The sequence below is a fragment of the uncultured Friedmanniella sp. genome (assembly GCF_964244285.1).
Taxonomy (GTDB): Bacteria; Actinomycetota; Actinomycetes; order Propionibacteriales; family Propionibacteriaceae; genus Microlunatus.
In genome coordinates this window covers 76,108-102,271 of record NZ_CAXTHT010000004.1, presented here as the reverse complement: position 1 = coordinate 102,271, position 26,164 = coordinate 76,108, and the positions used below count along the sequence as shown (strand labels likewise).

The following is a 26,164-nucleotide window of genomic DNA, read 5'->3' as shown; positions in this document are numbered from 1 at the left end:
TCGATGGAGGCGCCGCAAAACGACCCGGAGGTGACGGCTGGACGGTGCTGCGCTTCTGGACGCGGCCGCGGCTCAGAGGCCGGGCAGCCGGGCCAGCACGGCGTCGGCGTCGGCCGGGACCCAGCTCGGGGCGCCGAGGAGGAGCAGGTAGCCGTAGCCGACCAGACCGCAGCAGGCGAAGAAGACGACCCAGGCGAGGGTCTGCTGGCGACGCGACCAGGACCGGAACCGGGCCAGCTGGCGCTTGAAGACCGCCATCAGCCGCTCGGCCCACACGAACTCGCTGGCCCAGACGGCGAGACCGGCCAGCACCAGCGGGATGCCGCCGGGCCCGGGGAGCCAGCCGGTGGCCAGGCCGAGGCCGATCAGCAGGCCGCCGAGGACGGCCACGACCACCCGGTACACCCGCAGCTGGTGGGGGTTCTGCCGGATCCGCGCCCGCCACGTCCACCGGTCGTGCCCTGGCTCGCGCAGCACGTGGTGCTCGTGGTGCGGGACCGAGGCGGGCTGCGGCTCCGGCGGCCCCGCCTCGGCCAGCTGCCCCGGCCGGCGGTGCTCGGCCTCGGGCGACATGGGGACAACTGTAAGGCGGCCGGCCAAGAGGAACCTGAGCACTCAGGGCGTCGGTGGCCGGGGGGCGGGGTCAGGGCGCCGACCACTGACGACGCCAGGCCGACGGGCTCGAACCCGTCCGGGCGTGGAACTGGCGGGAGAAGTAGTAGGCGTCGGCGAAGCCGCAGCGCCCGGCGACCTCGGCGACCGACAGGCTGGTGGTGGTCAGCAGCACCTTGGCCGCCTCGACCCTCGTCTGCAGCACCCACTCCAGCGGTGAGGCGTTCAGGTGGGTGCGGAACAGACGGTTGACCGTCGCCCGGCTGGCCCCCGCGACGGTGGCCAGCTGGTCCAGCGTGATCGGCCGGCCGGGCTCGGCGTGGATCCAGGCCAGCGTGCGTCGGAGCCGGGTGGGCAGCCGGCGGTCGTCGTGCGCCGGCACGGCCGGGACGTGGTCGAGGTCGTCCAGCAGCAGCGCGCCCAGGGCCTGCGCGGCCGCCAGGGTGGGGGTACCGCGGTCCCAGACCTCCGCGGCCAGCCGGACCAGGCTCTTCAGGGCCGGCCGGGTCCGGGCGTCGCCCACCCACAGCCCCGAGCCGATCGCGAGCGGCCGGTCGGCCCGGCTCGGCACGCCGGTGAGGGGGTGGCTGCGGTGGTGGGGGACCGCGAGGTCGACCGGCTCGTCGGCGGCGTGCCAGGGGATCAGGTGCGCGCCGTAGACCAGGTAGGGCTCCCGGACGTCGGCCTCGTAGCGGACAGCGTGTCCCCACGGCATCACCACGATGGTGCCGGGCTTGACCCGCAGCCGCTGGCCGTCGACCTCGACCACGCCGGTCCCGGCCTCACCGGCCAGCAACATCCTCGACCCGACGTGCGGGTAGGCGGGCTGGTCGCCCGGGGCGAACTGGACGGTGGAGGCGAAGGCGACGAGCGGGAACCCGTCAGGCTCCGGCGTGGGCCGCGAGACCGGCTTGGGGACCTCCGACCTCAGCAGATCTTGTTCTTCTGCCAGCGGAGCTCCTCGTTGTAGCCGACGACCGGCAGACCACGGTCGACCCAGTAGTACTGCAGGCTCTCATCGGTCCACCCCTCATAGACCTCGTCCCAGCTCAGGATGTCGCAGTGCGGGACGGTCGAGGAGGCGACGATCGGCTCGTCCGCACGCTGGAAGCGCATGTCCACCGACAGCCGCACCTGCTCGCCGCGCTGGTTCGGCGTGCCGCGGTGCACCGTCAGGCTGTTGAAGGTGAGCACGTCGCCGGCGGCGAAGTCGGCCACCCCCCAGCGGTGGCCGGACGAACAGATGTACGCCTCGAGCTCGCCGGCTCCGCGCGCGGCGTGATAGGTGAGCAGGCCGTCGGCGTGCGAGCCCACCAGCACGCTGAGCCCGCCCAGCTCGACCGGGCAGTCGCCGAGGGGGAACCACGCCGTCCAGACGTTCTTGGTGCCCTGGATGTGGATGAAGTCCTGGTGGGCCGGGGTCGGCGCCGCCTTGGTGCCCGGCACCATCACCCGGGCGATGGAGAGGGGCTGGCGGACGACGTTGCCGCCGAGCAGGCCGTCGTAGAGGCGGAGCAGGGCCTGGTCGTGGCCGAGGGCGTGGAAGTCCTGCAACCGGTAGATCTGCTGGTAGGCCTCCAGCGGGACCCCCGTACCGCAGAAGGCCGCCGCGACCGGGTCGACCTGGTCGAACGCTCCGACGTCGGCGACACCGTCCATCGGGTCGGTGCCGGGCGCCAACCAGCCGTGGTCGGCCACGACCTGCATGATCTGGCGACGGACGTCCAGGACCTTGTCCCGGGCGAGCAGGCCGCGGAAGTAGAGGTAGCCATCCGTCGCCGCGCGCTCGAGCAGGGCCTGCGGGTCGCCCAGCAGCGGGCTGGAGTCGACCAGCTCGACGGTGGCGGCGTCGGACGTCGGGGCGAGCACGGTCATCCGGGTCTCCTTCGGGGCGGGCTGACGCCTCTCACTCTGCTCGTCCGGCCCCGGGTAATCCATGCAGCAGGACGCCACTACCTGGACGATCTGCTCATCTCGCACATGACGCTCGCCACGCGTGGCTCGGACTGACGGCGCAACCCTTCGGGGCCCTCGACAGGCTCAGGGCGCGTCCAGCGGGACGCGGGCCGACTCCTCGTGGGACTGCGCCCGGAAGGTGCGGGGGTTGACGCCGTTGACGGCGGTGAATTGGCGGGAGAAGTAGAACGGGTCGGGGTAACCGACGGCGGCGGCGATCTCGGCCACCGTGTGGTCGCTGGTGATCAGCAGCTGGCGGGCGCGGGCCATCCGCAGCCGCTTGACGTACTCGACGACGGAGAAGCCGGTCACCGCCTTGAAGCGGGCCGAGAAGTGCGACGTGCTGAAACCGGCGAGCTCGGCCAGGGCGGGGACGCTGACGGGCGCGTGCAGCTGCTCGCGCAGCAGGGCCTGGATCCGGCGCAACGGCTCGTGGTCGCCCACGCTGCGCCGTTCCCGCTCGGCGGCCAGCAGGGCCAGCAGGTTCCAGGCCGCCCCGGCGGCGGCGGTCAGGCTGGCCGAGGTCTCGTCGCGGGCCAGCCAGTCGCAGATGCTCTCCACCAGCGCGAACGCGGGGTACGGCTCGACGAGTGGGCCGGTGGGCTCCTCGGCGGTCAGGCCGATCGCGCTCAGCAGGTCCGGCACGTCCGCGCCCGCCACGTGCAGCCACCAGATCGACCAGGGGCGGGAGGCGTCGGCGAAGTAGCGGTGGGGTCGTCCGGGCGGGATCACCAGGACTGTCCGCGGACCGACCTCGTGCCGGGCGCCGTCCAGGTCGCACCAGCCCGCGCCGTCGGCGCAGAGGATCACGATGGCCTGCGCCGCCCCCGCCCGGCGTACCCGGCCGTGCATAGCCGCATGAGGGAAATATCCAGCGTCGGTGACCAGCAGGCGTGAGGTGGGCGCTCGCCGTGACGCCTGGTCGACCAGCGGTTGCGGCAGGACATGCAACCGCTGGCCCGGGAAGCCGTCGCGCAGGTACACGCTGGCGAGCGTACGCCCATCAGAGGATCGTCCAGGTAAATCGTCGAAATGTGCATTCCGGTCGGGTCGCCGCGGGTCCTAGCGTGACGGCGTGCCCGACGACGCGCTCGACCTCCCGGCTCGCCCGGAGCGGCTGAGTGGCGCGTCCGTGGCGGCGTGGGAGGCGCCGGTGGTGCTGCCCACCTACCTGCCCACCGCGCCCAGCCGCTACCCCGCGTACCTGGACCGGCGCGTGTACCAGGGCTCCTCGGGTCGGGTCTACCCGCTGCCCTTCCACGACCGGATCTCCGACGTCGTGACGCCCCACGCCTGGCAGGGGCTGCACCTGGAGAACGAGTACCTGCGGGTGCTCGTGCTGCCCGAGCTGGGCGGTCGGATCCAGCTGGCGCTCGACAAGCGGACCGGCTACTCGATGTTCTACGCGAACCCCGTCGTGAAGCCGGCGCTGGTGGGCCTGACCGGGCCCTGGCTCGCCGGCGGGGTGGAGTTCAACTGGCCGCAGCACCACCGTCCGGCGACGTTCCTGCCCACGGCCTGGGCTCTGGAAGAGGCCGACGACGAGGCCACCGCCTGGTGCTCCGACCACGACCCGTTCGCCCGGATGAAGGGGATGCACGGCGTTCGGCTGCGGGCGGCGTCGACGCTGTTGGAGCTGCGGGTCCGGCTGTTCAACCGCAGCGACCTGCCGCAGACGTTCCTCTGGTGGGCGAACGTGGCCGCGGAGGTGCACGCGGACTACCAGTCGTTCTTCCCGCCGGACGTCGAGGTCGTCGCTGACCACGCGAAGCGGGCGGTCTCCACCTTCCCGGCGGCCGCTGGCCGCTACTACGGGGTGGACTACCCGTCCCGCCGGCCCCTCGACACCCGTCCCGACAGCGACCGCCGCGTCCCCGGCGACCGCCTCGACTGGTACCGGAACATCCCGGTGCCGACCTCGTACATGTGCGTCGACTCCGAGGGCGACTTCTTCGGCGGCTACGACCATCGCGCCGGCGCCGGCTTCGTGCACTGGGCCGACCAATACGTCGCCGTGGGCAAGAAGCAGTGGAGCTGGGGCGACGCCCCGTTCGGTCACGCCTGGAACCGCAACCTCGCCGACGACGGCTCGGCCTACATCGAGCTGATGGCGGGGGTCTACACCGACAACCAGCCCGACTTCTCCCACCTCGCGCCGGGGGAGACCAAGAGCTTCTCCCAGTTCTGGTTCCCGGTCGCCGGCACCGGCCCGGCGGTTGCCGCCGGCCGGGAGGGCGCGCTCGGCGTTGCCGTCGAGGACGGTGAGACCGTGCTGCGCTGGGATGTGACGCGGCCGCTGGCCGGGGCCGAGGTCACCGTCCGGGACGCCTCCGGCCGGCCCGTCCACCAGCTGCGCCAGGACCTCGACCCGGCCACCCCGGGCGAGCTCCGGGCTCCGACCACCCAACCCGTCCAGGTCGAGCTGAGCCACCGGGGCCGGACATTGCTGAGCTGGTCGACCCCGGACCGCACCGCGAAGACGCCCAGCGCCGCCGAGCCGGCCACCGCACCGCCCTCGCCCGCTCAGGTCGCCACCGTCGAGGAGCTGTTCCTGATCGGACAACACCTGCTGCAGTACCGCCACGCCAGCCGGTCGCCGGAGCCGTACTGGGTCGAGGCGCTGCGTCGGGACCCCGGCCACGCGCCCAGCCACACCGCCCTCGGCCTCCGCCGCTACGGCCAGGCCCGTTACGCCGACGCCGAGCGGCACCTCCGCGCGGCGCTGGGGCGGCTGACCCGGCTGAACGCCAACCCCGCGGACGGCCAGGCCGGCTACCTCCTCGGGCTGACCCTCACCCGGCTCGGCCGCGACGACGAGGCGTACGGGCTGTTCGCCCGCGCCACCTGGCTGCGCGCGTGGGCGGCCCCGGCCGGCTTCCAGCTGGCCGTGCTCGACGCCCGGGCCCGCCGCGACGAGGGGGCGCTGAACCGGCTCGACGTGGCGCTGCAGGCCGACCCGGAGCACCTGGGGGCACGCGACCTGCGTGTCGTGCTGCTCCGCCGGCTGGGCCGCACCACCGAGGCCGACGCGTTCCTGGCGGCCACCCTGACGAGGGACCCGCTCGACGTCTGGGCCCTGCAGCTGGCCCACCGGCTGGACGGCCACCGCGGCCTGCTGGAGGCCCAGACCCTGCTCGACGTCGCCCTGGAGCAGTCACGGATCGGCGAGGACGTCGCCGCGACCGAGCTCTTCGAGCAGGCGCGGGTCCGCGACGCCGACCGCCCGCTGGGACAGCCGGCCTGCGGACTGCTGGCCGACTACCACGCCGCCCTCGTCTGGGACCGGCTCGGCCAGCCCGAGGCGGCGGCCTCCGCCCGTCAGCGGGCGCGGGCCGGCGACCGCAGCTGGAGCTTCCCGGGACGGCTCGACGACGTGGCCGCGCTCGAGGCGGCGCTGGCCGCCGACCCGGAGGACGCGACGGCCGCCGCGCTGCTGGGCCACTGGCTGCACGCCGCCGACCGGACCGACGATGCGATCGCGGCCTGGCGTGGTGCCGCGGCCGCCGACCCCCGCGACCCGGTCGTCTGGCGGAACCTCGCCGTCGCCGGCTACAACTCCGGCGGCGACGCCGAGGCCGCGACGGCGGCGTACGACCGGGCCCTCGCGCTGGCTCCGGACGACGCCCAGCTCTGGTACGAGAGCGATCAGCTGCTCGAACGCGTCGGCGGCGGTGCGGCCCTGCGGCTGCAGCGGCTCGAGCGCGCCTCGGCCGCGGCCCGGGACCGCGACGACCTCACCGTCGAGCACGCCCACCTGCTGGTCACCGCCGGCCGGCCCGACGACGCGCTGTCGCTGCTCCGTTCGCGGCGCTTCCAGCCCTGGGAGGGCGGCGAGGGCCAGGTGCTGCGGGCGTGGGAGCGGACCCAGCTGGCGCTGTCCGAGCGTGAGCTGGACCAGGATCCCCAAGCCGCGCTGGCCCACGCCCGGGCGGCGCTGGACGTCCCGGAGCACCTCGGGGAGGACCGGCACCCGCTGGCCAACCCGGCGCCGCTGCTGCTCGCCCTCGGCAACGCCGCGCAGGCGTGCGGCGACGAGGCGTACGCCCGGCGCTGCTGGCGCGAGGCCGCGGACGCGGTCGGCGACTTCACCGCGATGGCCCCCCGCGCGTACTCCGAGAACACCTACGCCTCGGTGCTGGCAGCTCGTGCCCTCGGTGACGACGCCCTCGCCCGCTCACTCACCGAGGGGCTGGCCGAGCACGTCCGGCAGCTGGCCGCCACCCCCGCCGAGACGGACTACTTCGCGACCTCGCTGCCGACCGTGCTGCTCTTCGAGGAGGACCCGCAACGCCCGGCGGACCTGGCCGTCGATCGGCTCCGGGCCCAGCTGGCCGACCTGGCCCAGTCGATCCCCCTCCAACCGACCGCGGTCCAGCCATGACGTACACCCCCGTCCCGGTCCCGGCCCACCTGCCCGAGCGGCTGACCATCACTCTCTGGGACTTCTCCTGGTACGTCCGGACCGGCCCGGGGGAGCCCTTCGAGGACCTCGACCGCGCCTTCGCCGAGGCCGTCGAGCGCGGCTACAACACCGTCCGGGTCTGCGCGATGCCGTACCTGCTCTTCGGCAGCGGGCTGGACACCACGGCGATCCGCCTGGGTCCTCTCGGCGGCGGCTACGGCCGGCGGGTGCGCTGGTACGACGTGGAGCAGCCGACGGTCGTGGACGGCCGCGCCCACCTGAGGAGCCTGTTCGAGGCGGCCCGTCGACACGACTGCTTCGTGATCCTCTCCAGCTGGGAGTACCAGCAGAGCTCCGCGTTCGCGACCGAACCCAGCTGGTGCGACGCCCTGATGGCGGTCGACCCCGAGCAGCGCGCCGAGCGCCAGGCCGACGCGCTCGCGGACCTCGTCGACTTCCTCGCCGGGTACGGGCTGGACGACCGGATCGCCTTCACCGAGATCCACAACGAGGTCCAGGTCGGCCACCTGGCCGACGGGCTACCGGGCGCCGACCTGGACGAGCGGGTGGTGGCGCTGCGCCCCCGGCTGACCCGGGCCCTGGACGTCTTCCACGCCCGCCATCCCGACCGGCCGGTCACCGTCAACTACGCCCAGGTCCCGGCCGGCGGCATGCGCGGCATCCCGGACAACGTCGACGTCCTCGTCACCCACCCCTACGTCTACGGCGTGCTCGGCGCGTTCATCGCCGAGTTCGGCCTGCGGTCACCGGTGGCCGACTTCGACCAGGCCCGGGCCGACGCCGAGATCCTGCTGCCCGGCGCGCCGCGACTGGCGGAGTGGGTCCCGGCGAGCGAGTGGCGGCTGAGCGCGACGATCGTCTCCCGACCGGAGATCTACGTCCACGACTGGGGCGACGCCGAGGCCATCGACCGCTGGCTGTACCGCCACTACGGCGCGTGGGAGCAGCAGATGGCGACGACGCTGCGGATCTGGCTGGACGTCGCCCGCGACTGGGCCCTGGCGCACGGCGTGCCCCTCGTCTTCGGCGAGGGATGGGTTGGATACACCCCCAGGGACAGCCGCTTCGAGGAGGGACCGGTGGGCGCGGAGCTCTGCCGGCTGGCCGTCCGCGAGTCCGTCCGGGTCGACGCGTGGGGGACGGTGGTCTGCTCCAACGCCGCCCCTCAGCACGCCATGTGGGCCGACGTGGCGCTGCAGCAGCAGGGCAACGCCGCCTTCCTCTCCCACGACCACCCGCCCGTCCCGGCTCCCAGCTGACCGCTCACACCCCACCCGCAGCACCTCCCGCACGTGATTCGAAGGAGAACACGACCATGAACCCACTCCGACCCGGAGCCACCCCCTTCACCCGGCGCGGCCTGCTCGCCGGCGGCCTGGCCCTCGGCGGCTCGGCGCTGCTGAGCGGTTGCATCGGCGGCGGCTCGCCGTCGAGCACGGGTAGTGCCACCGGGGCTCCTGCTGGCCCGGCCAGCGGGGTCGCGCTCACCCTCCAGTCCGACCTCTCCGACCCCAAGCCGAAGGCTGTCTTCGAAAAGATCGTCAAGGCCTACACCACCAACAACGTCACGCTGAACACCGTGGCGACCGAGCAGTTCCGGGCGCAGCTCTCGACCTACCTGACCTCCGCGACGCCGCCGGACGTCATCACCTGGCTGGCCGGTTCCGTGGCCCGGGACTACGCCAGCAAGGGCCTGCTGCTCGACCTGTCGAGCATGTGGACCGGCGACGGCGCGTGTGCGAAGTTCTCTCCCGCGCTGAAGAGCCTGTCCAGCGACGCCGACGGCAAGCAGATCTTCATCCCCAGCAACTACTACTGGTGGAGCATCTTCTACCGGAAGTCGGCCTTCGCCGAGTGGGGCGTCAAGATCCCCACGACGTGGGACGAGTTCATGACCCTGTTGGACACCCTGAAGGGCAAGGGCGTCGACCCGCTCACCTGCGGCACCGGCTCCACCCCGTGGATGGCCTCGGGCTGGTTCGACTACCTCGACCTGCGGATCAACGGCGCGCCGTTCCACCGCGACCTGCTGGCCGGCAAGCACTCCTTCGACAGCGCGGAGGTGCGCAAGGTGATGGACACCTACGCGACGCTGCTGCCCTACTTCGACCCGAAGGGCCGCTCCTACAGCGTCCAGGAGGCCGCCACCCCGTTGATCAACAAGAAGGCCGGGATGTACCTGATCGGCGCCTTCGTCACCACCTACTTCCCGGCCGACGCGGTCGACGACATCGACTTCTTCTCCGTCCCGACCATCGATGAGTCGATCCCCTCGGCCGAGGAGGCGCCGACCGACGGCTACTTCGCCAGCGCGAAGACCAAGAACCCGGCTGCGACGCTGGACCTGCTGAGCTACCTCGCCGCGCCGGCGCAGCAGCAGACCTACATCCAGGGCTCCGGCTCCTCCAACCTGCCGACCTCACCGGAGGTGGACACCTCGACGTTCACGCCCCTGGTGCAGAAGGGCATCAAGCTGCTGACCGACACCAAGGAGATCACGCAGTTCTTCAACCGTGACTCCAGCGACGAGCTGCAGACCACCGCCGACGCGGCCCTGACCAAGTTCATCGACCACCCCGACGAGGTCGCCAGCATCCTCACCAGCTGGCAGAAGGCGGCCCAGCAGGTGTGGGGCTCGTGACGCGGGCGACCAGCCGATGAGCGCGGTGGTCCCCCGGTCGGGGTCCGGGCTGGCCGTGGCCCCCGGCGACCCCCCGCGCCCCCTGCCTGCGGGGCGCCGGCGCCGTCCGGTCACCAGCCGCGTCCCGCCGGTGGTCTGGCTGCTGCTGCTGGTGCCGCTGGCGGTGGAGATGTTCTGGGTGTTCTGGCCGGCGCTCAACAGCTTCCAGCTGTCGTTCACCAAGTGGAGCGGGGTCGGCGCGGCCGTCCCGGTGGGGCTGAAGAACTACCGGACGCTGCTGGCGGACCCGATCTTCCACACCGCCATCAAGAACAACGTGCTCTGGGTGATCGGCTTCGGCGGGTTCTCAGTGGTCACCGGCCTGGCCCTCGCCCTGGCGCTCAACCGGCCGAGGCGCGGGGTGGCGGTCTACCGCAGCGCCATCTACCTGCCGATGGTGTTCTCGCTGGCCGTGACCGGGCTGTTCTGGCGGGTGCTCTACCAACCGGACGGCCCCATCAACACGGTGCTCGGCGCGATCGGCATCAACACCGGTGAGCACCAGTGGCTGGCCGACCCGCGGACCGCGCTGGGGGCGATCCTGATCGCCGCCATCTGGCGCCAGGGGGGCTACATCATGGTTCTCTACCTCGCCGGGCTGAAGGGGTGCGACCCGAGTCTGGAGGAGGCGGCCGCGGTGGACGGGGCCAGCTGGTGGCAGCGGTTCCGCCACATCGTGATGCCGCAGCTGCACAACGTGAACACGGTCGTCTTCGCCGTCACGGTGATCGACTCCCTGCGCACCTTCGACATCGTCTGGGCGATGACCCGAGGCGGGCCGTACAACTCGACCCAGCTGCTCAGCACCTACATGTACCAGGTGGGGTTCACCGTGGTGAACCTCGGCTACGGCTCTGCGATCGCGGTCGTGATCTTCGTCCTGGCCATCGCGTTCATCATCACCTACCTCGTCCGCGCCACCCGGGAGGACTGACCTGTGACCCTCGCCCCGGCTCTGCCGACCACGCCCACGGCCGAACCCGCCGCTCCGGTCCGCCGCCGGCGCGACCGCCACGCGTGGGTCTTCCACGCCGTGATGGGTCCGGTGGCCCTGCTCTGGCTGCTGCCCCTGGTCTTCGTGGTCCTGGTCTCGATCCGCAGCTTCGACGACATCGCGTCCAACGGCCTGGGCTCGTGGCCCCGCGAGCTCACCTTCGGCGCCTTCCGGACCGCCTGGGTCGACGGCAGCATCGGCCGCGCGCTGCTGAACAGCATCCTGGTGACCGTCTGCACCGTCGTCGCGGTGCTCTTCCTGGCCTCGCTGTCGGCGTTCGCGCTCAGTCGCTACCGGATCCCGTTCGGGCGGGGGATCCTGCTGCTGATGCTGGCGGGCAACCTGCTGCCGCCGCAGATCCTGCTGATCCCGGTGTCGAAGATCTGCGAGGCGCTGGGCATCTACGACACGCTGTTCGCCCTGATCGTGGTGCAGGTGGGCTTCGGGATGGGGTTCTTCACCTTCGTCCTCTACGGGTTCATGCGCTCGCTGCCGAACGAGGTCTTCGAGGCGGCCAGGATCGACGGAGCCGGTGACCTGCGGACCTACGCGACGATCGTCCTGCCGCTGTGCCGGCCGGCGCTGGCCGCGCTCGGGGCCCTGGAGAGCACCTGGGTCTTCAACGACCTGCTGTGGGCGCTCACCGTGCTGCGGACCGACACCAAGTTCCCCATCACCGCCGCGCTGCTCAACCTCCAGGGCGGCTACTCCTCGTCCTGGAACGTGATCGCGGCCGGTTCGCTGATCGCCGCGGTGCCGACGACCATCGTCTTCTTCGCCTTCCAGAAGCAGTTCGTCGGCGGACTGCTGGTCGGCGCCACCAAGTGAGCGGCCCGCCCTGGGTGCTGCCGACCGCGACCAGCCGTTACGTGGTCGGTTTCGCCCCGGACGGGCTCGGTCCGCTGCTGCAGGACTGGACCGACGGCGAGCCGGCCGGTCCCAAGACCGACGACCAGCACGGCTTCCTCACTCCGGCCGACCGGCTGCCGCTGGAGCTGGCGGCCCTCGGCACCCGCCAGGTCCGGGGCTCCGACCTGGTGGTCGACCACGGCGACGGCCTGGTAGGCGCCCGGCTGGTCTGGGCGCTGGAGGACGTCGAGCTCACGAGCGAGGTCGGCGGCGAGGGTGCCGGCAGCCGGCTCACCGCCCGGGCGCTGGACTCCACGGGTGATCTCGAGGTCGTGCTGACCATCGAGACCGACACCCGGCACGACCTGGTCACCAAGCAGGCGACCTACCGCAACTCGGGCTCGGTACCGCTGACCCTGCCGCGCGCGTTCGGGCCGTCCTGGGAGCTGCCGGTCGGGCCCGCCGCCGTCGTCTCGCACCTGGCGGGGGAGTGGGGCCGGGAGTTCACCCCGTACCGCACCGTGGTGGAAGCCGCCGAGCTGAGCATCGGCAGCCGCTCGGGCATCACGTCCCACCACCACTCGCCGACGGTCGTGGTCAGCGCCGCCGCCGACCCCGACGGGCCCGCCTACGGCGTGGCGCTGGCCTGGAGCGGCTCGTGGCGACTGCTCGTCGACTCAGCCCCCTTCTCCCCGCGCGTCCGGGTGGCCGGCGGGGTCGACGACGAGTCCGGCGTGGTGACGCTGCTGCCCGGTGAGTTCTTCCGTACCCCGGCCACGCTGGGCGTGTTCGCCCCGGACGGGCCCCTCGGGGTGCAGCGCCGCTGGCACGACCACCAGCGCGGCTGGCTCGCGCGTGACCTCTCGCCGGCGACGCGGCCCGTCCTCTACAACTCCTGGTACGCCACAGAGTTCGACGTCCGGCTGGAGCACCAGCTGGCCCTGGCCGAGGTGGCCGCGGGTCTCGGCGTCGAGGCGTTCGTGGTCGACGACGGCTGGTTCCGCGGCCGGACCAGCGACCGGGCAGGACTGGGGGACTGGTCCCCGGACCCGGCGACGTTTCCCGACGGCCTGGTCCCGCTGGCGGACGCGGTGCAGGCGCTGGGGATGCGCTTCGGGATCTGGGTGGAGCCCGAGGCCGTCAACCCCGACAGCGACCTCTACCGGGCCCATCCCGACTGGGTCTACCGCGCGGGCCGGCGACCGCTGGTCGAGCACCGGCACCAGTACGTCCTCGACCTGGGGCGCCCGGAGGTCGTGGCCTGGATCCAGGGCTGGCTGCGCGAGCTGCTGGGCGACGGCCGGGTCAGCTACCTCAAGTGGGACATGAACCGGCCGGTCAGCGACGGCGGCCGGCCCGGGGACCCGCACGGGCGACAGTGGAGCGTGCAGCACGCCGAGGGCTACTACGAGGTGCTGCGGATGCTCCGGGACGAGTTCCCCCAGGTGACGGTGGAGGCGTGCTCGGGCGGCGGCGGCCGCATCGATGCCGCCGTGCTGGCCCGGACCGACGTGGTCTGGACCAGCGACGAGACCGGCCCGCGCGACCGGCTGGCGATCCAGCACGGCTTCCTCAGCGCGTACGGTCCGCACGTGATGAGCTCGTGGGTGACCGACCTGCCCAGCCGGCGCGACCTGGAGCCGGTCAGCCTCGAGTTCCGGTTCGTCGTCGCCATGGCCGGCGTGCTCGGGATCGGCGCCGACCTGCTGGCGTGGGGCGAGGACGACCGGGACCGGGCGCGGCAGCTCGTCGCCCTCTACCTGGACGTCCGGCACACGGTGCACACCGGCCGGGTCGAGCGGCACGGCGACCCGCGCGACCCGGTCTACGCCGTCGAGTACGGCGGGCCGGAGCAGACCGTGGTGCTCGTCTACGGCCGCGCGTCGCGACCGGCGGAGGTCCGGGTCACGGCGAGGACGTTGCGGCCCGGGCTGACCTACCGGCTGCGCGGTCGGGAGCTGCCGCTCACCGCCGAGGAACGTCGGTCCGGTCTGGTCGTGCCGTTCGGCCTGGGCGGTGACGCGGAGGTGCTGGTGCTCGAGGTGGTGGCTTGAGCCCCAGCCCGTGGCGGCGGGTCCCGCTCGAGCTCACCACCGACCTCGAGCACGGCGGCCGGTGGGCCTCCCTGCGGACGGCGACCCGCGAGTGGTGCTGGGTGAACCCGCGTCCGGACGTGGCGGACGCACGCCTCCGCGTGAGCCTGGAAGACGCGTTCGTGGACGCCGGTGGCGTGGAGGAGTGCTGGCCGACCGTCCGGGGCCGGCCGGACCACGGCGACGCCTGGGCGCGGACCTGGTCGGGCGCGGCCGAGGACGCGTCGGTGGTGGTGCCAGGCGTCGGCCGGCTGCGCCGACGGGTGACCGGCGGCGCGGCCGTGGACGTCGGCTACGAGGTCACCGGCGCGCCCGGGACCCCGTTCCTGCACGCGGTGCATGCCCTGCTGGACCTCAGCCCCCACGCCTGGATCGAGCTGCCGCAGGCGCGGACCCTCACCCTCCTCGACGGCGACGACTCCGACCCCGACCCCGGAGAGCGGCCCTGGCCGTCCGGGCTGGACCGGTTCGGTCCCGACGACGGGACGGCGGTGTGTGCGCTGGTGCCCCGGTGCTCGAGCGCCACCGTGGTCGACGGCGACGACGCCTTGGGCCTGGAGTGGTGGTCCGACCGTCCCGAGCTCTGCTCGCTGCTGCTGTGGCGCAACCTCGGCGGCTGGCCCGCGGACGGGCCGTACCGCTCGGTCGGGGTGGAGCCCCTGGTCGGCCGGGCCGCCGACTTCTCGACGGCCGCGCCGGGGGAGTGCGCCACGCTCGACGCGTCCGGGGCCTTCCGCTGGCGACTGCGGGTCGCCGCTCTGCGCCGGGACGCCTGACCCTACGGCGCGGGCGCGGTCCCTACGGCGCGGGCGCGGCCTCGCCGGCCTTCACCACGCGTTGGGTGAAGGCGACCCCGCCCACGGTGCCGGGGCCCTTGTTGTTGATCCAGCCGGCCGCGATCTCGGAGGTGTCGATCGTGCCACCGGGCGCGGCGTTCGCCGCGGTGTCCGCGGCCTGGAACGCGAGGATGCCCGGCTCCCACCCGATCGCCGCCTTGTGGGCCGCGATGGCGCTCGCCGCCGTCGCGCCGGCGTTCTGACCCAGGGCGGCGTTGGCGATCCGGGTCTCGATGGGAGCCAGGTTCGCCGCGTAGATCCCGGCGGTGCTCGCCACGTGGCGCATCTCGTGGGCGTTGATCAGGGCGGCCGCCGCAGGGCTCACCCAGAAGCCGTTGCCCTGGTCGCCGCTGTTCACGCCCACCCAGGACCTCGTGACCCCCAGCAGGCCGGTGCCGGCGGTGATCGCGCTGCTGAACTGCCCGGCTCCCGGCCCGGGCGTGGCCGTGAAGACCGGCGCCACCTGGATCTGGATGCTGCCGGTGTTCTGGTTCCCGCGGGCGCCTGCCCCGCCGCCGCCCGCCCAGGCCACCGTGCCCGTGCGGCCGCCCTTGACGAAGGCGTGCGGGTGGTGGTCGTGGCGCGGATCCTCGGCCTCCCCGACGCTGGCGGTCTCGACCCTGCCCCCGTCGACGAAGCCCCCGCGCCCGCCGGGTGCGGTGTCGGGGGCCGCACCGTCCGGGTTGGGCACGAGAACCTCCGAGACGACCAGCGGAGCGCCGCCGTCGGCCGGCGGCATCTCCTCCCGAAGCACGGTCAGCGTGGCCCGGTTGCCGGCCGTCCGCTGGAGGGCGAGGACGTTCGCCGGGACCGCCGCCCAGCTCTGCCCGGCAATGAGCGACCGGGCGTCCGCCTCCGGGTGGTGACCGGTGGCGCGCTGCTCGAGGGCCGCCTCGACGTCGGTGGGGGCGAGCGCTCGCTCGGCCATGCTCAGTCCGCCTCGGGACCCGTGACGTCGATCGTCGCCTCCAGCCGCAGCGGCGGGACCGTACCGGCCGGCTCGTACGCGGCCCGGAACCGGTGCCTGCCGACGGGGAGTGAGAAGGTGCGGTCCCGGCCGTAGAGCGTGAACGGCTGCAGGGTCATCGGCTCGTCGGGCTGGTCACGGGTGGCCTCGACGGACTCCGCGGGCGGCGAACCCGGCCCGACCTGGACCGGCGTCGGGCCGGTGAACGCATTCCGGGACAGCGGTACGGGGCTGAAGGAGTCGTTGACGATCGCCGCCCGCACGACGAACTCCGGACCCGCGCTGGTCGAGATCGCGGTGATCTCCAATCGCATGAGCGCCCCTTCCGCCGACTGCTGAGGACCGGGCTGTCGACGTCCGGACCGGGTCAGGATTCACACCCCAGCTCGGAGTATCGCAGCCGGCCGCCGACCGGGGCAGCAGTCGCCACGCACCCATCAGGGCGACTCGGCCTGCCCGTTCGCGCACCTCGCGCGGCTGGGAGGATGGGCCGGTGACGACCATCCTCTCCATCCAGTCCTCGGTCGCGTACGGGCACGTCGGCAACAGCGCCGCGACGTTCCCGCTGATGCGGCTGGGCGTCGAGGTGTGGCCGGTCATCACGGTGCACTTCTCCAACCACACCGGCTACCCACACTGGCGCGGACCGCTGCTGAGCGCCGAGGACGTGGCCGAGGTCATCCGCGGCATCGACGAGCGCGGGGTGCTCGGCCGCTGCGACGCGGTCCTGTCCGGTTACCAGGGCGGCAGCGACGTCGGTGCGGTGATCCTCGAGGCGGTCGACCTGGTCCGCTCGCGCAACCCGGCGGCGATCTACTGCTGCGACCCGGTGCTCGGCGACGTCGACCGCGGCGTCTACGTCCGGGACGGCATCCCGGAGCTGATGCGCGACCGGGTGGTGCCAGCGGCGCAGATCATCACCCCGAACCAGTTCGAGCTGCAGCTGTTGACCGGACTGGGCGCCTCGACGATGCCGGAGGTCCTGGCCGCCGCCGACGCCGCCCGGGCCCTCGGACCGGAGATCGTCGTGGTCACCAGCGTGGTGCACGAGGACGCCGACCCGGGCACCATCGACATGGTGGCCGTCTCCGGCACCGGCGCCTGGTACGTCCGGACACCGCTGCTGCCGCAGACCTTCACCGGCGCCGGCGACATGACCGCCGCGACCTTCCTCGCCTGCTACCTGCGTTCTGGCGACGTCGCCGACGCCGTCGCGCGGACCGCCGCCGTGGTCTACGGCGTCCTCTCCGTCACCGTCGCCTCCGGCGAGTCCGAGCTGCAGCTCGTCGCCGCCCAGGACGAGATCGCCCACCCGAGCCAGACGTTCGAGCCGGTCCGGCTCCGGTGAGCCGAGTTGTCAGAAGCCAGTTGCCCCATGGGACAACTGGCTCCTGACAACTCGGGTTTGGGGAGCTCTCAATCCCGAAAGACCTCGATGTTCGCGCCGAGGGCGTTGAGCCGGTTGGCGAGGTCCTCGTAGCCGCGGTTGATCACGTAGACGTCGCGGAGCACCGACTCGCCGCGGGCGGCGAGCATGCCCAGCAGGATGCAGACGGCGGGCCGCAGGGCGGGCGGGCAGACCACCTGGGTGCCACGCCAGCGGGTGGGGCCCTCGACGATGACCCGGTGCGGGTCGAGCAGCTGGACGCGCGCACCCAGCCGGTTCAGCTCGGTCAGGTAGATGGCCCGGTTCTCGTACACCCAGTCGTGGATGACGGTCTTGCCCTCGGCGGTGGCGGCGATGACCGCGAAGAAGGGCAGGTTGTCGATGTTCAGACCGGGGAAGGGCATCGGGTGGATCTTGTCGATGGGCGACTTCAGCACCGACGGGCGGACGGTGAGGTCGACCAGCCGGGTGTGCCCGTTCGCGGCGACGTACTCATCGCTCAGGGTGAAGTCCAGACCCATCTCCTCCAGGATGGCCAGCTCGATCTCGAGGAACTCGATCGGCGCCCGCCGGATGGTCATCTCCGACTGGGTGACGATGGCCGCGGTCAGCAGGCTCATCGCCTCGATCGGGTCCTCCGACGGCGCGAACTCGACGTCGGTGTTGATGCTCTCCACCCCGTGCACCCGTAGGGTCGTGGTGCCGATGCCGTCGATCTCCACCCCGAGGTGGGTGAGGAAGACGCAGAGGTCCTGGACCATGTAGTTCGAGCTGGCGTTCCGCAGCACGGTGACCCCGGGCGACAGCGCGGCGGCGAACAGCGCGTTCTCGGTCACGGTGTCACCGCGCTCGGTCAGGATGACGGGCCGCAGCGGCTCCACCGACTCATCGACCGAGCAGTGGTAGAAGCCGTCGGTCGGGACGACGTCCAGGCCGAAGCGGCGCAGCACCTGCAGGTGCGGCTCGATCGTGCGGGCGCCGAGGTCGCAGCCACCGGCGTAGGGCAGGTTGAAGCTGGGGTAGGAGTGCAGCAATGGCCCGAGGAACATGATCACGCTGCGGGTGCGGCGGGCGGCCTCGACGTCCATGGCGTCCAGGTCGAGGTCGTCGGGACGGACCAGCTCGAGGTCGCTGCCGCCGTTCAGCCAGGTGGCACGGACGCCGATGCTGGTCAGCACCTCGAGGATCCGGTTGACCTCCTCGATCCGCGCGATGCCGCGGATGACGGTGCGGCCCCGGTTGAGCAGGCTGGCGCAGAGCAGCGCGACCGCCGCGTTCTTGGACGAGCGGACCTCGATGACGCCGTTCAGCTTGGCGCCGCCCTGCACCCGCAGGTGCAGCGGGCCGTTGGAGCCGACCGAGATGAGCGGTGAGTCCAGCGCGGCGGCGATCCGGTTGACCATGTCCAGGCTGAGGTTCTGGTTGCCGGCCTCGATCCGGTGCACGGCACTCTGGCTGGTCCCCAGGACGTCGGCGAGCTGGGTCTGGGTCAGCCCCCGGTGCTTGCGGGCGTCACGGATCAGCCCGCCGATGCGGTCGGCGTAGGTCTCGGTCACGGCGTCGACGATAACTCACATGTGAGATTTTCCTCGAACCGGCGGCGTGTCGGTAACGGGAGGACGGGCGCGTCCCGTGCGGAGCCCAGGCGGCTCGGCCGAGTGGTCGCGGCCGGAGCGTCGCCCCTACAGTTGGGGCATGACCGATCACTATGACGTCGTCGTCCTCGGTGCGGGTCCGGGTGGCTACGTCGCTGCCGTCCGCGCCGCCCAGCTGGGCCTGAGGACCGCCATCATCGAGCTCAAGTACTGGGGTGGCGTCTGCAACAACGTGGGTTGCATCCCCACCAAGTCCCTGCTGCGCAACGCTGAGATCGCCCACATCTTCCACCACGAGGCCAAGACGTTCGGCATCAGTGGCGACGTCAGCTTCGACTTCGGCGCCGCGTTCAGCCGCAGCCGCAACGTGGCGGACCGGATGGCCAAGGGCGTCCACTTCCTGATGAAGAAGAACAAGATCACCGAGATCGACGGCTGGGCCACCTTCACCGACGAGCACACGTTCAGCGTCGAGGGCCCGAAGGGCACCACGTCGGTCGGCTTCGACAACCTGATCATCGCGGCCGGGGCGACCACCCGGCTGCTGCCCGGCACCGAGGTGACCGACCGGGTGGTGACCTATGAGGAGCAGATCCTTACCGAGGAGCTGCCGGGGTCGATCATCATCGCCGGCTCCGGCGCGATCGGCACCGAGTTCGCGTACGTGCTGGCCAACTACGGCGTCGACGTGACGATCGTGGAGTTCCTCGACCGGATGCTGCCGCTGGAGGACCCGGAGATCTCCGCCGAGCTGGCGAAGCAGTACAAGAAGCTCGGCGTGAAGCTGATGACCAGCACCAAGGTCGAGCAGATCGACGACTCCGGCGACAAGGTCAAGGTGACGGTCTCCCCGGCCAAGGGCGGCGAGGCCAAAGTCCTCGAGGCCGACAAGGTGATGCAGGCGATCGGGTTCGCGCCGCGCACCCAGGGCTACGGGCTCGAGAACAGCGGCGTCGAGGTGAGCGAGCGTGGCGCCATCGTCATCGACGACCAGATGCGCACCAACGTGCCGCACATCTACGCGATCGGTGACGTGACGGCCAAGCTGCTGCTGGCCCACACCGCCGAGGCGCAGGGGATCGTCGCGGCCGAGACCATCGCCGGCGTCGAGACCATGCCGATCAACTACGACATGATCCCGCGCGCCACGTACTGCCAGCCCCAGGTGGCCTCGTTCGGCTACACCGAGGCCCAGGCGAAGGACAAGGGCTACGACGTCAAGGTGGCCAAGTTCCCCTTCACCGCCAACGGCAAGGCGCACGGCCTCGGCGAGGCCGTCGGCTTCGTGAAGATGGTCGCTGACGCCAAGTACAACGAGATCCTCGGCGTGCACATGATCGGCCCGGACGTCACCGAACTGCTGCCCGAGCTGACCCTGGCCCAGCAGTGGGACCTGACCGCCGACGAGGTGGCCCGCAACATCCACGCCCACCCCACGCTGTCCGAGGCCCTGCTCGAGGTGTCCCACGGCATCTCGGGCCACATGATCAACTTCTGACCGCCGCCGCGGCGCTGCGGCCCGTACGCCGAGGTGGGCCGGTCACTCCACACCCCTACGAGTCTCGATGCGCCCACCCAAGCGGGTGTGATGCGGCCCGTACGGCTGTGAAGTGGGGGACACGACCCTTGAGCGGGCCGCAGTCGCGAGGACCGGGCTCAGGCGGTGTCGCGGAGGACCAGCCGGGTGTCCATCAAGCGGACGGGGGTCTCGGGCTCGCGGCCGGCCAGCAGGCCGAGGAGCAGCTCCGCCATGGCGGACCCCATCGCCGCGGCGGGCTGGCGGACGGTGCTGAGCTGCAGCTCACCCGAGGTCGCGGCGGCGCTGTCGTCGTAGCCGACCACGGCGACATCCTGGGGTACCCGTAGGCCTCGTTCGGTGATGGTCGAGAGGGCGCCACGAGCCATCAGGTCGCTGGCCACGAAGACCGCGTCCAGGTCGGGATGGCGGACGAGCAGGTTCCGCATGGCCGCCGCACCCCCGGCGGCGGTGTAGTCGGCGCTGACCACGGCGTCGACGGGCAGACCGGCCCCTTCGAGCGTCGAACGCCACCCCGTCAGCCGGTCGACGGCCGCCATCATGTCCAGCGGGCCGGTGATGGTGGCGATCCGCTGCCGCCCCGAGGCGACCAGGTGACCGGTGGCCCGGGCCGCTCCGGCCACGTTGTCCACGTCGATGCAGTAGTAGCGGTCGAGCCCGGGCACCGAGGGCCGCCCGCCGAACACCACGGGCAACGCGTCGTTGAGCTCCCGCAGGTGGGTGTCGTCGGCGTGGTGGGAGACCACCAGCGCCCCGTCGACGTTGCCGCTGCGCAGGTAGCGCTGGGTCTTGCCCGTCCTGCCCCCGCCGGCCACGAGCAGGTTGAGGATGTACTCGCTGTTCTCCAGCGCTCCGGAGATCCCCTGCACGACCGAGGCCAGGTACGGGTCGCCGAAGAAGTAGTGCGCCGACTCAGGGACCAGCAGGGCGATCGCGTACGTGTGGCTGCCGGCGAGCGAACGCGCCGCCCGGTTGGGGACGTAGCTCAGCTGTTCGATGGCCGCCGCCACCGCGGCGGCGACGCCCGGGCTGACGCTGGGGGAGTGGTTGACCACCCGGGACACCGTCGACCGGCTGACGCCCGCCGCTGCCGCGACCATCTCCAGGGTCGGCTGGCTCGGCGGCATGGCGGTCACGCTATCGCGTGCTGACCACTAGGCTCGAGAGTCTCGACTCGGGAACGGGAGAACGAGATGGGTACGCCGGATCGTCCGCTGCGCAAGCTGGGCTTCCTGACCATCGGGGTGTTCGACGAGCAGGACCCCGCGGCCGGCCACGAGAGCACGCTGCAGGTGATCGAGCTCGGCGAGCGGCTCGGCTTCGACAGCGCGTGGCTACGGCACCGCCACCTCCAGTTCGGCATCTCCTCCCCGGTCGCGGTGCTGGCCGCCGCCAGCCAGCGGACCCACCGGATCGCCTTCGGTACGGCCGTCACGCCGCTGGGCGCGGAGAACCCGTTCCGGCTCGCCGAGGACCTGTCCACGGTGGACGTCCTGTCCGGCGGCCGGCTCAACCCCGGCTTCAGCGTCGGCACCCCGATGGGGTTCGACCGCTACCGCGAGGCCCTCTACCCCGACACCGCCGACGCGGAGGACTACAGCGCGAACCGGCTCGTCCGGCTGCTCGCCCATCTGCGCGGCGAGCCGGTCAGCGCGACGACCGCGCCCGAGGGCTTCGAGACGTTCTCCGACCATGTCCAGCCCCACGCCGCGGGCCTGGCCGACCGCGTCTGGTACGGCGGCGCCGGCCTCAGCTCGGTGGCCTGGGCCGGTGACCACGGGCTCAACCTGCTGACCAGCAGCGTGATCCGAGCGGAGGAGGATGACGACTTCGCCAGGATCCAGGCCGCCCACATCCGGCTCTTCCGCTCCCGGCACCCCCTCGGCGACCAGGCTCGCGTCTCCCAGGGACTGGTGGTCATCCCGACCGACTCCGCGTCGCCCGACCAGGCCCGTCGCTACCGCGAGTACGCCGAGGCCCGGCTGCCGCGGACCCGGCAGCCGTTGGGCCCGCAGCGGATGCTGTTCGCGCCCGACCTGGTGGGCACCTCGGAGCAGATCGCCGAGCAGCTGCACGCCCACGCCGGGTTCCGCGAGGTGGACGAGGTCGCGTTCGCCCTGCCGTTCACCTTCGAGCACGAGGACTACCTGCAGATCCTCCACGACATCGCCACCAGCCTGGGGCCGCTGCTGGGCTGGAGTCCGCCAGGATGACCACATGACCTCGTTCTGGCTCACCGGCGACCCAGCGGCTGATGCGCTGCTCGCCGATGACGACAACGCGTTGCTGCTGGGGATGGTCCTCGACCAGCAGGTCCCGATGGAGAAGGCCTTCGCCGGCCCGGCGGTGATCGCGGAGCGGATGGGCGGTCGGCTGGACGTGGCCGCGATCGCGGCGACGCCCGAGGAGGAGTTCGTCGCCCTGTGCGCCGAGCGCCCGGCGATCCACCGGTTCCCGGGCTCGATGGGTCTCCGGGTGCATCAGGTCTGCCGGGTGCTCGTCGAGGACTTCGACGGGCAGGCCGGCCTTGTCTGGCGGGACGCCACCACGGGGGCCGAGGTGAAACGCGCGATCGCTGCGCTGCCCGGCTTCGGCCAGCAGAAGGCCGCCATCTTCACCGCCGTCCTGGCCAAGCGCCGCGGCGTCCGGCCGCCCGGCTGGGCCGAGGCCGCCGGCCCCTACGGCGAGCCGGGCTGCTTCCGTTCCGTGGCCGACGTCGTCGACGCCGAGTCCCTGGCCAAGGTGCGGGCCACCAAGCGAGCGGCCAAGGCCGAGGCGAAGGCCGGGGTCGCGGCCGACGAGCCCGGCAGGAAGGCGTGACCGCGCTGCTGCCCGACGCGTCCGTCCGTGAGCTGGCCGGGCAGCCGCTGACCTACCCGGAGGTGGGCGCGACCTCCGCGCGCCAGCTGCCCCGCGGGTACCACCACCTCGAGGTCACCACCCCGGTCGGCTACGGCCGCGGCCAGTTCGAGGCGGCCGCGGACGCCCTGCTGGGCTGGGACATGCACCGCCGCTCCGGCCTCGAGCCGCGGGTCTCCGACCTGCGGGTGCGGCTCGGCTCGGTGGCGGCGTTGCAGCTCCGTGTCGGTCCGGTCCGACTGCGGGTGCCCGTCCGGGTCGTCGCCGTTGTCGACGAGCCCACCCGCCAGGGCTTCGTCTACGGCACCCTGCCGGGCCACCCCGAGCGCGGGGAGGAGTCGTTCGTGCTGGAGCTCGAGCCCGACGGCACGGTCATGTTCCACGTCCGCGCCTTCTCCCGGGCCGGTCGGTGGTTCACCCGGCTGGGCGGACCGGTCGCCCGGGCCGGCCAGCTGCTGGTCACCGAGCGCTACGTCGCCGCGCTGCACACCGCCGCGCAGACGGCCACCGACCCGACCCCCGCCCCGTGAGCAACGCAAGACCCCGCTCCCTGAGACTGTCGACGGGCGCACCGACCATCGAGGTCCTCACCCTCAGCCCGCCGACCCTGCACGCCCTGGCGGCCGGCGACCTGACCGGGGCCGAGAGGACCTCCGGGCTCGCGCTGCCCGAGGTCTTCGTGGCCGAGGGCTGGATCGGCACCTGGCGCTACCGGAGCGCCCAGGTGCGCGACGACCCGGCCACCGCCGCCTGGATCACCGGGGCGGTCTGGGATCCGGCGACGGCCCAGGTGGTGGGCAAGGCCGGCTACCACGGGCCTCCGGACGAGGCCGGGATGGTCGAGGTCGGCTACGCGGTGGTCCCGGAGCTGCGCCGGCGCGGCTACGCCCGAGCGGCGCTGGAGCTGCTGCTGCGACGGGCGGCCGCGGAGCCGGCGGTGCGGGTCGTCCGGGCCAGTGTGCGGCCCGACAACCTGGCCTCGCTCGCCCTGATCGGGGCCTACGGCTTCGTCGCCGTCGGCGAGCAGGACGACGAGGAGGACGGCCTGGAGATCATCTTCGAGGTGGGCGCCCAGCACCCCCGACAACGGCTGACTCGGGTCGACGGTTCCGCTTCCTGACCAGGTCTTTCTCACGTTGGTTCCGCCGGTTGGGACTTCTACCCTGGATCGATGCCCTCGTCGTCTCGACCCCCGCTCGGCCGTCGGGCCTCCGCTGTCACCTTCACCCTGGTGAGCGTGCTGGCCGGCCTGCTGGTCGTCGGGCTGACCCTACCGGGACTCGGGGCGGCCGCCTGGGCCTCGCGGCGGGCGGCCGACAACCTCAGCAGCCTGCCGCTCGACCTCGGCGCCCAGAGCCAGTCCCAGCGGTCGCAGGTGCTGGACGCCAACGGGGACGTGCTGGCCTACTTCTACACCGAGAACCGGGTCTACGTGAGCCTGGACAAGATCGCCCCGGTCATGCAGCAGGCCATCGTCTCGATCGAGGACCACCGCTTCTACGAGCACGGGCCGATCGACCTGATCGGCACCCTGCGGGCGTTCCTGCGCAACTCGGCGTCCGACGGCGCCACCCAGGGCGGCTCCAGCATCACCCAGCAGTACGTGAAGATGGTCCAGGTCGAGGCGGCCAAGCGGACCGGGAACGCCCAGGCGGTCCAGGACGCGCAGGCGAGCACCTACACCCGCAAGATCCGGGAGCTCCGGTACGCCATCTCGGTGGAGAAGTCGCTGAGCAAGGACCAGATCCTCGAGCGCTACCTCAACATCGCCTACTACGGCGACGGCGCGTACGGCGTCGAGGCGGCCGCGGAGCACTACTTCGACACGACGGCCGCCAAGCTCACCCTGCCCCAGGCGGCCATGCTGGCCGGCCTGGTCCAGAACCCGGGCGGCCTGGACCCGGTCACCAACCCGAGCGGCGCGCTGCAGCGCCGCGACGTGGTGCTGGCGCGGATGGCCGAGCTGAAGACCGCCTCGGCCGCGAACGTGACGAAGGCGAAGAAGACCGGCTTCGACAAGGCCGACGTGACGGGCGTCCCCAACGGCTGCCAGCCGAGTGACTACCCGTTCCTGTGCGACTACGTGCAGAAGACCCTCCTGGCGACCCCGAGCCTCGGCGCCTCGGCGAAGGCGCGCAAGGCGGCCCTGGAGCAGGGCGGCCTGACGATCGACACGGCCATCGACCCGAAGACCCAGGACGCCACGCAGCAGGCCGTCAGCCGGGTGGTCGGGCCGACGGACCCGCTGATCTCGGCGATGGACATGGTCGAGCCGGGCACCGGCCGGATCCTCGCCATGGCGCAGAGCCGGCCCGAGATGGGCTCGAACACCAAGGCGGGGGAGACCTACTGGAACTACTCGGTCGCACCCGACATGGGCGGCAACCAGGGCTTCCAGGCCGGCTCGACGTTCAAGGCGTTCACGGCGGCGGCCGCCCTCGAGCAGGGCCTCCCGTTGTCCCAGCGCTACGACGCCAAGGAGACGATGGACTTCTCGGGCGCCTCCTTCGAGAGTTGCAGCGGGACCACCCAGGTGGGCGGGGACTTCACCGTCAGCAACTCCACCGGCACCAACGGCGTGATGGACATGACGACCGCCGCCGAGCACTCGGTCAACACCTACTTCGTCCAGCTCGCGTTGGAGGTCGGCATGTGCGACGTCACCCAGATGGCCGAGAAGGTCGGCGTCGTCAGCAGCACGCCGGACGCGCCGATCAGCAGCTACGACGACAAGCCGTCCTTCACCCTCGGGACCGCCGAGGTCAGCCCGCTGTCCATGGCCACCGCGTACGCGACCTTCGCCTCCGGCGGCATGCACTGCTCGCCGGTCATCCTCGACAAGGTGACGACCAGCAGCGGCGAGAGCCTCGCCGTCCCCGACGCCGGCTGCACCCGGGTGCTCAGCACCGAGGTCGCGAACACCATGAACTCGCTGCTCTCCAGCGTGATGACCGACGGCACGGGCGCCCGGGCCGCCACCGCCGACGGCCGGCCCCAGGCGGGCAAGACCGGGACCATCGACAGCAACGCGGCGGTCTGGTTCGTCGGCTACACCCCCGAGGCCTCGGGCGCAGCGATGATCTCGGTGGACAACGAGCAGCAGCCGTTCGTGAAGGACAAGGCCGGCTACCGTCCGACCGGGGTCAAGGGCTACACCGTGCCCTCGACCGGGCTGACCCTCGAGGGCTCGGGCAGTGGCGACTCGGGCCAGGAGATCTGGAAGCCGGCGATGGAGTCCTACCTCGCCGGCCAGCCGGCGACGGCGTTCGGCCCACCGTCGGCCGCCCTGGTGCGGGGAGCCGAAGCGCAGGATCCCCGCTCCCGCGAGGGCTTCGGGCGCGACGCCGGCCCCGACAACGGCTTCGGCCGGCGCTGA

22 protein-coding genes are annotated in these 26,164 nt (G+C 72.3%); 14 read left to right on the top strand and 8 right to left on the bottom strand.

What is annotated here, in order from left to right:
- Positions 1-72 precede the first annotated feature (72 nt).
- From ACFE7W_RS11720 to ACFE7W_RS11705, 4 genes are all read right to left on the bottom strand, one after another.
- Positions 73-573 carry a PGPGW domain-containing protein gene (locus ACFE7W_RS11720; protein WP_375424971.1) on the bottom strand — a complete coding sequence of 167 codons (501 nt, stop codon included), beginning with the start codon at positions 571-573 and terminating at the stop codon, positions 73-75.
- A 70-nt stretch (positions 574-643) separates the two neighbouring features.
- Entirely contained in the window at positions 644-1,411 is a 768-nt protein-coding gene (locus ACFE7W_RS11715; RefSeq protein ID WP_375424970.1) for a helix-turn-helix domain-containing protein, read from the bottom strand.
- Between the two features lie 128 nt (positions 1,412-1,539).
- Entirely contained in the window at positions 1,540-2,487 is a 948-nt protein-coding gene (locus ACFE7W_RS11710; RefSeq protein WP_375424969.1) for a phytanoyl-CoA dioxygenase family protein, read from the bottom strand.
- Positions 2,488-2,652: 165 nt separating this feature from the next.
- On the bottom strand, positions 2,653-3,552 hold the full coding sequence (locus ACFE7W_RS11705) for a helix-turn-helix domain-containing protein (RefSeq protein WP_375424968.1): 900 nt from the start codon (positions 3,550-3,552) through the stop codon (positions 2,653-2,655).
- Positions 3,553-3,643: 91 nt separating this feature from the next.
- On the opposite strand from ACFE7W_RS11705, the gene ACFE7W_RS11700 reads away from it, so the two are divergent.
- The 7 genes from ACFE7W_RS11700 to ACFE7W_RS11670 are packed head-to-tail and all read left to right on the top strand — an operon-like array spanning position 3,644 to position 14,383.
- The gene (locus tag ACFE7W_RS11700) at positions 3,644-6,949 is read left to right on the top strand and encodes a DUF5107 domain-containing protein (RefSeq protein WP_375424967.1); all 3,306 of its coding nucleotides are present in this window, start codon (positions 3,644-3,646) and stop codon (positions 6,947-6,949) included.
- Positions 6,946-8,250, top strand: coding sequence for a cellulase-like family protein (locus ACFE7W_RS11695; RefSeq protein WP_375424966.1), 1,305 nt, complete (start codon positions 6,946-6,948; stop codon positions 8,248-8,250). The genes ACFE7W_RS11700 and ACFE7W_RS11695 overlap by 4 nt, the downstream gene beginning before the upstream one ends.
- Positions 8,251-8,306: 56 nt before the next feature.
- Entirely contained in the window at positions 8,307-9,632 is a 1,326-nt protein-coding gene (locus tag ACFE7W_RS11690) for an ABC transporter substrate-binding protein (protein WP_375424965.1), read from the top strand.
- Between the two features lie 16 nt (positions 9,633-9,648).
- Positions 9,649-10,605 carry a carbohydrate ABC transporter permease gene (locus ACFE7W_RS11685; RefSeq protein ID WP_375424964.1) on the top strand — a complete coding sequence of 319 codons (957 nt, stop codon included), beginning with the start codon at positions 9,649-9,651 and terminating at the stop codon, positions 10,603-10,605.
- 3 nt (positions 10,606-10,608) lie between these two features.
- On the top strand, positions 10,609-11,493 hold the full coding sequence (locus ACFE7W_RS11680) for a carbohydrate ABC transporter permease (protein WP_375424963.1): 885 nt from the start codon (positions 10,609-10,611) through the stop codon (positions 11,491-11,493).
- Positions 11,490-13,568 (top strand): alpha-galactosidase, encoded by a 2,079-nt coding sequence (locus tag ACFE7W_RS11675; RefSeq protein ID WP_375424962.1) that lies wholly within the window; start codon positions 11,490-11,492, stop codon positions 13,566-13,568. The genes ACFE7W_RS11680 and ACFE7W_RS11675 overlap by 4 nt, the downstream gene beginning before the upstream one ends.
- Complete coding sequence (locus tag ACFE7W_RS11670) at positions 13,565-14,383, top strand: hypothetical protein (RefSeq protein ID WP_375424961.1); 819 nt, start codon at positions 13,565-13,567, stop codon at positions 14,381-14,383. Before ACFE7W_RS11675 ends, ACFE7W_RS11670 begins: the two co-directional genes overlap by 4 nt.
- Before the next feature lie 22 nt (positions 14,384-14,405).
- Here ACFE7W_RS11670 and ACFE7W_RS11665 read toward each other — a convergent pair whose 3' ends face one another.
- The gene (locus ACFE7W_RS11665; RefSeq protein WP_375424960.1) at positions 14,406-15,371 is read right to left on the bottom strand and encodes a hypothetical protein; all 966 of its coding nucleotides are present in this window, start codon (positions 15,369-15,371) and stop codon (positions 14,406-14,408) included.
- A 2-nt stretch (positions 15,372-15,373) separates the two neighbouring features.
- Entirely contained in the window at positions 15,374-15,724 is a 351-nt protein-coding gene (locus tag ACFE7W_RS11660; RefSeq protein ID WP_375424959.1) for a hypothetical protein, read from the bottom strand.
- A 179-nt stretch (positions 15,725-15,903) separates the two neighbouring features.
- Between ACFE7W_RS11660 and pdxY the strand changes: the two genes are divergently transcribed.
- Entirely contained in the window at positions 15,904-16,758 is an 855-nt protein-coding gene (gene pdxY, locus ACFE7W_RS11655) for a pyridoxal kinase PdxY (RefSeq protein ID WP_375424958.1), read from the top strand.
- A gap of 68 nt (positions 16,759-16,826) precedes the next feature.
- Here pdxY and ACFE7W_RS11650 read toward each other — a convergent pair whose 3' ends face one another.
- The gene (locus ACFE7W_RS11650; RefSeq protein ID WP_375424957.1) at positions 16,827-18,353 is read right to left on the bottom strand and encodes a helix-turn-helix domain-containing protein; all 1,527 of its coding nucleotides are present in this window, start codon (positions 18,351-18,353) and stop codon (positions 16,827-16,829) included.
- A 139-nt stretch (positions 18,354-18,492) separates the two neighbouring features.
- On the opposite strand from ACFE7W_RS11650, the gene lpdA reads away from it, so the two are divergent.
- Positions 18,493-19,890, top strand: a complete 1,398-nt coding sequence (gene lpdA, locus ACFE7W_RS11645; protein ID WP_375424956.1) for a dihydrolipoyl dehydrogenase — start codon at positions 18,493-18,495, stop codon at positions 19,888-19,890.
- A 158-nt stretch (positions 19,891-20,048) separates the two neighbouring features.
- Here lpdA and ACFE7W_RS11640 read toward each other — a convergent pair whose 3' ends face one another.
- Complete coding sequence (locus tag ACFE7W_RS11640) at positions 20,049-21,056, bottom strand: LacI family DNA-binding transcriptional regulator (protein ID WP_375424955.1); 1,008 nt, start codon at positions 21,054-21,056, stop codon at positions 20,049-20,051.
- A 66-nt stretch (positions 21,057-21,122) separates the two neighbouring features.
- Here ACFE7W_RS11640 and ACFE7W_RS11635 point away from each other — a divergent pair, with 66 nt between their 5' ends.
- The 5 genes from ACFE7W_RS11635 to ACFE7W_RS11615 are packed head-to-tail and all read left to right on the top strand — an operon-like array spanning position 21,123 to position 26,164.
- Positions 21,123-22,142 carry an LLM class flavin-dependent oxidoreductase gene (locus ACFE7W_RS11635; protein WP_375424954.1) on the top strand — a complete coding sequence of 340 codons (1,020 nt, stop codon included), beginning with the start codon at positions 21,123-21,125 and terminating at the stop codon, positions 22,140-22,142.
- Between the two features lie 4 nt (positions 22,143-22,146).
- Complete coding sequence (locus ACFE7W_RS11630; protein ID WP_375424953.1) at positions 22,147-22,749, top strand: HhH-GPD-type base excision DNA repair protein; 603 nt, start codon at positions 22,147-22,149, stop codon at positions 22,747-22,749.
- Positions 22,746-23,318, top strand: a complete 573-nt coding sequence (locus ACFE7W_RS11625; RefSeq protein WP_375424952.1) for a DUF1990 family protein — start codon at positions 22,746-22,748, stop codon at positions 23,316-23,318. The genes ACFE7W_RS11630 and ACFE7W_RS11625 overlap by 4 nt, the downstream gene beginning before the upstream one ends.
- Positions 23,315-23,908, top strand: coding sequence for a GNAT family N-acetyltransferase (locus tag ACFE7W_RS11620; RefSeq protein WP_375424951.1), 594 nt, complete (start codon positions 23,315-23,317; stop codon positions 23,906-23,908). The genes ACFE7W_RS11625 and ACFE7W_RS11620 overlap by 4 nt, the downstream gene beginning before the upstream one ends.
- A gap of 51 nt (positions 23,909-23,959) precedes the next feature.
- The gene (locus tag ACFE7W_RS11615; RefSeq protein ID WP_375424950.1) at positions 23,960-26,164 is read left to right on the top strand and encodes a transglycosylase domain-containing protein; all 2,205 of its coding nucleotides are present in this window, start codon (positions 23,960-23,962) and stop codon (positions 26,162-26,164) included.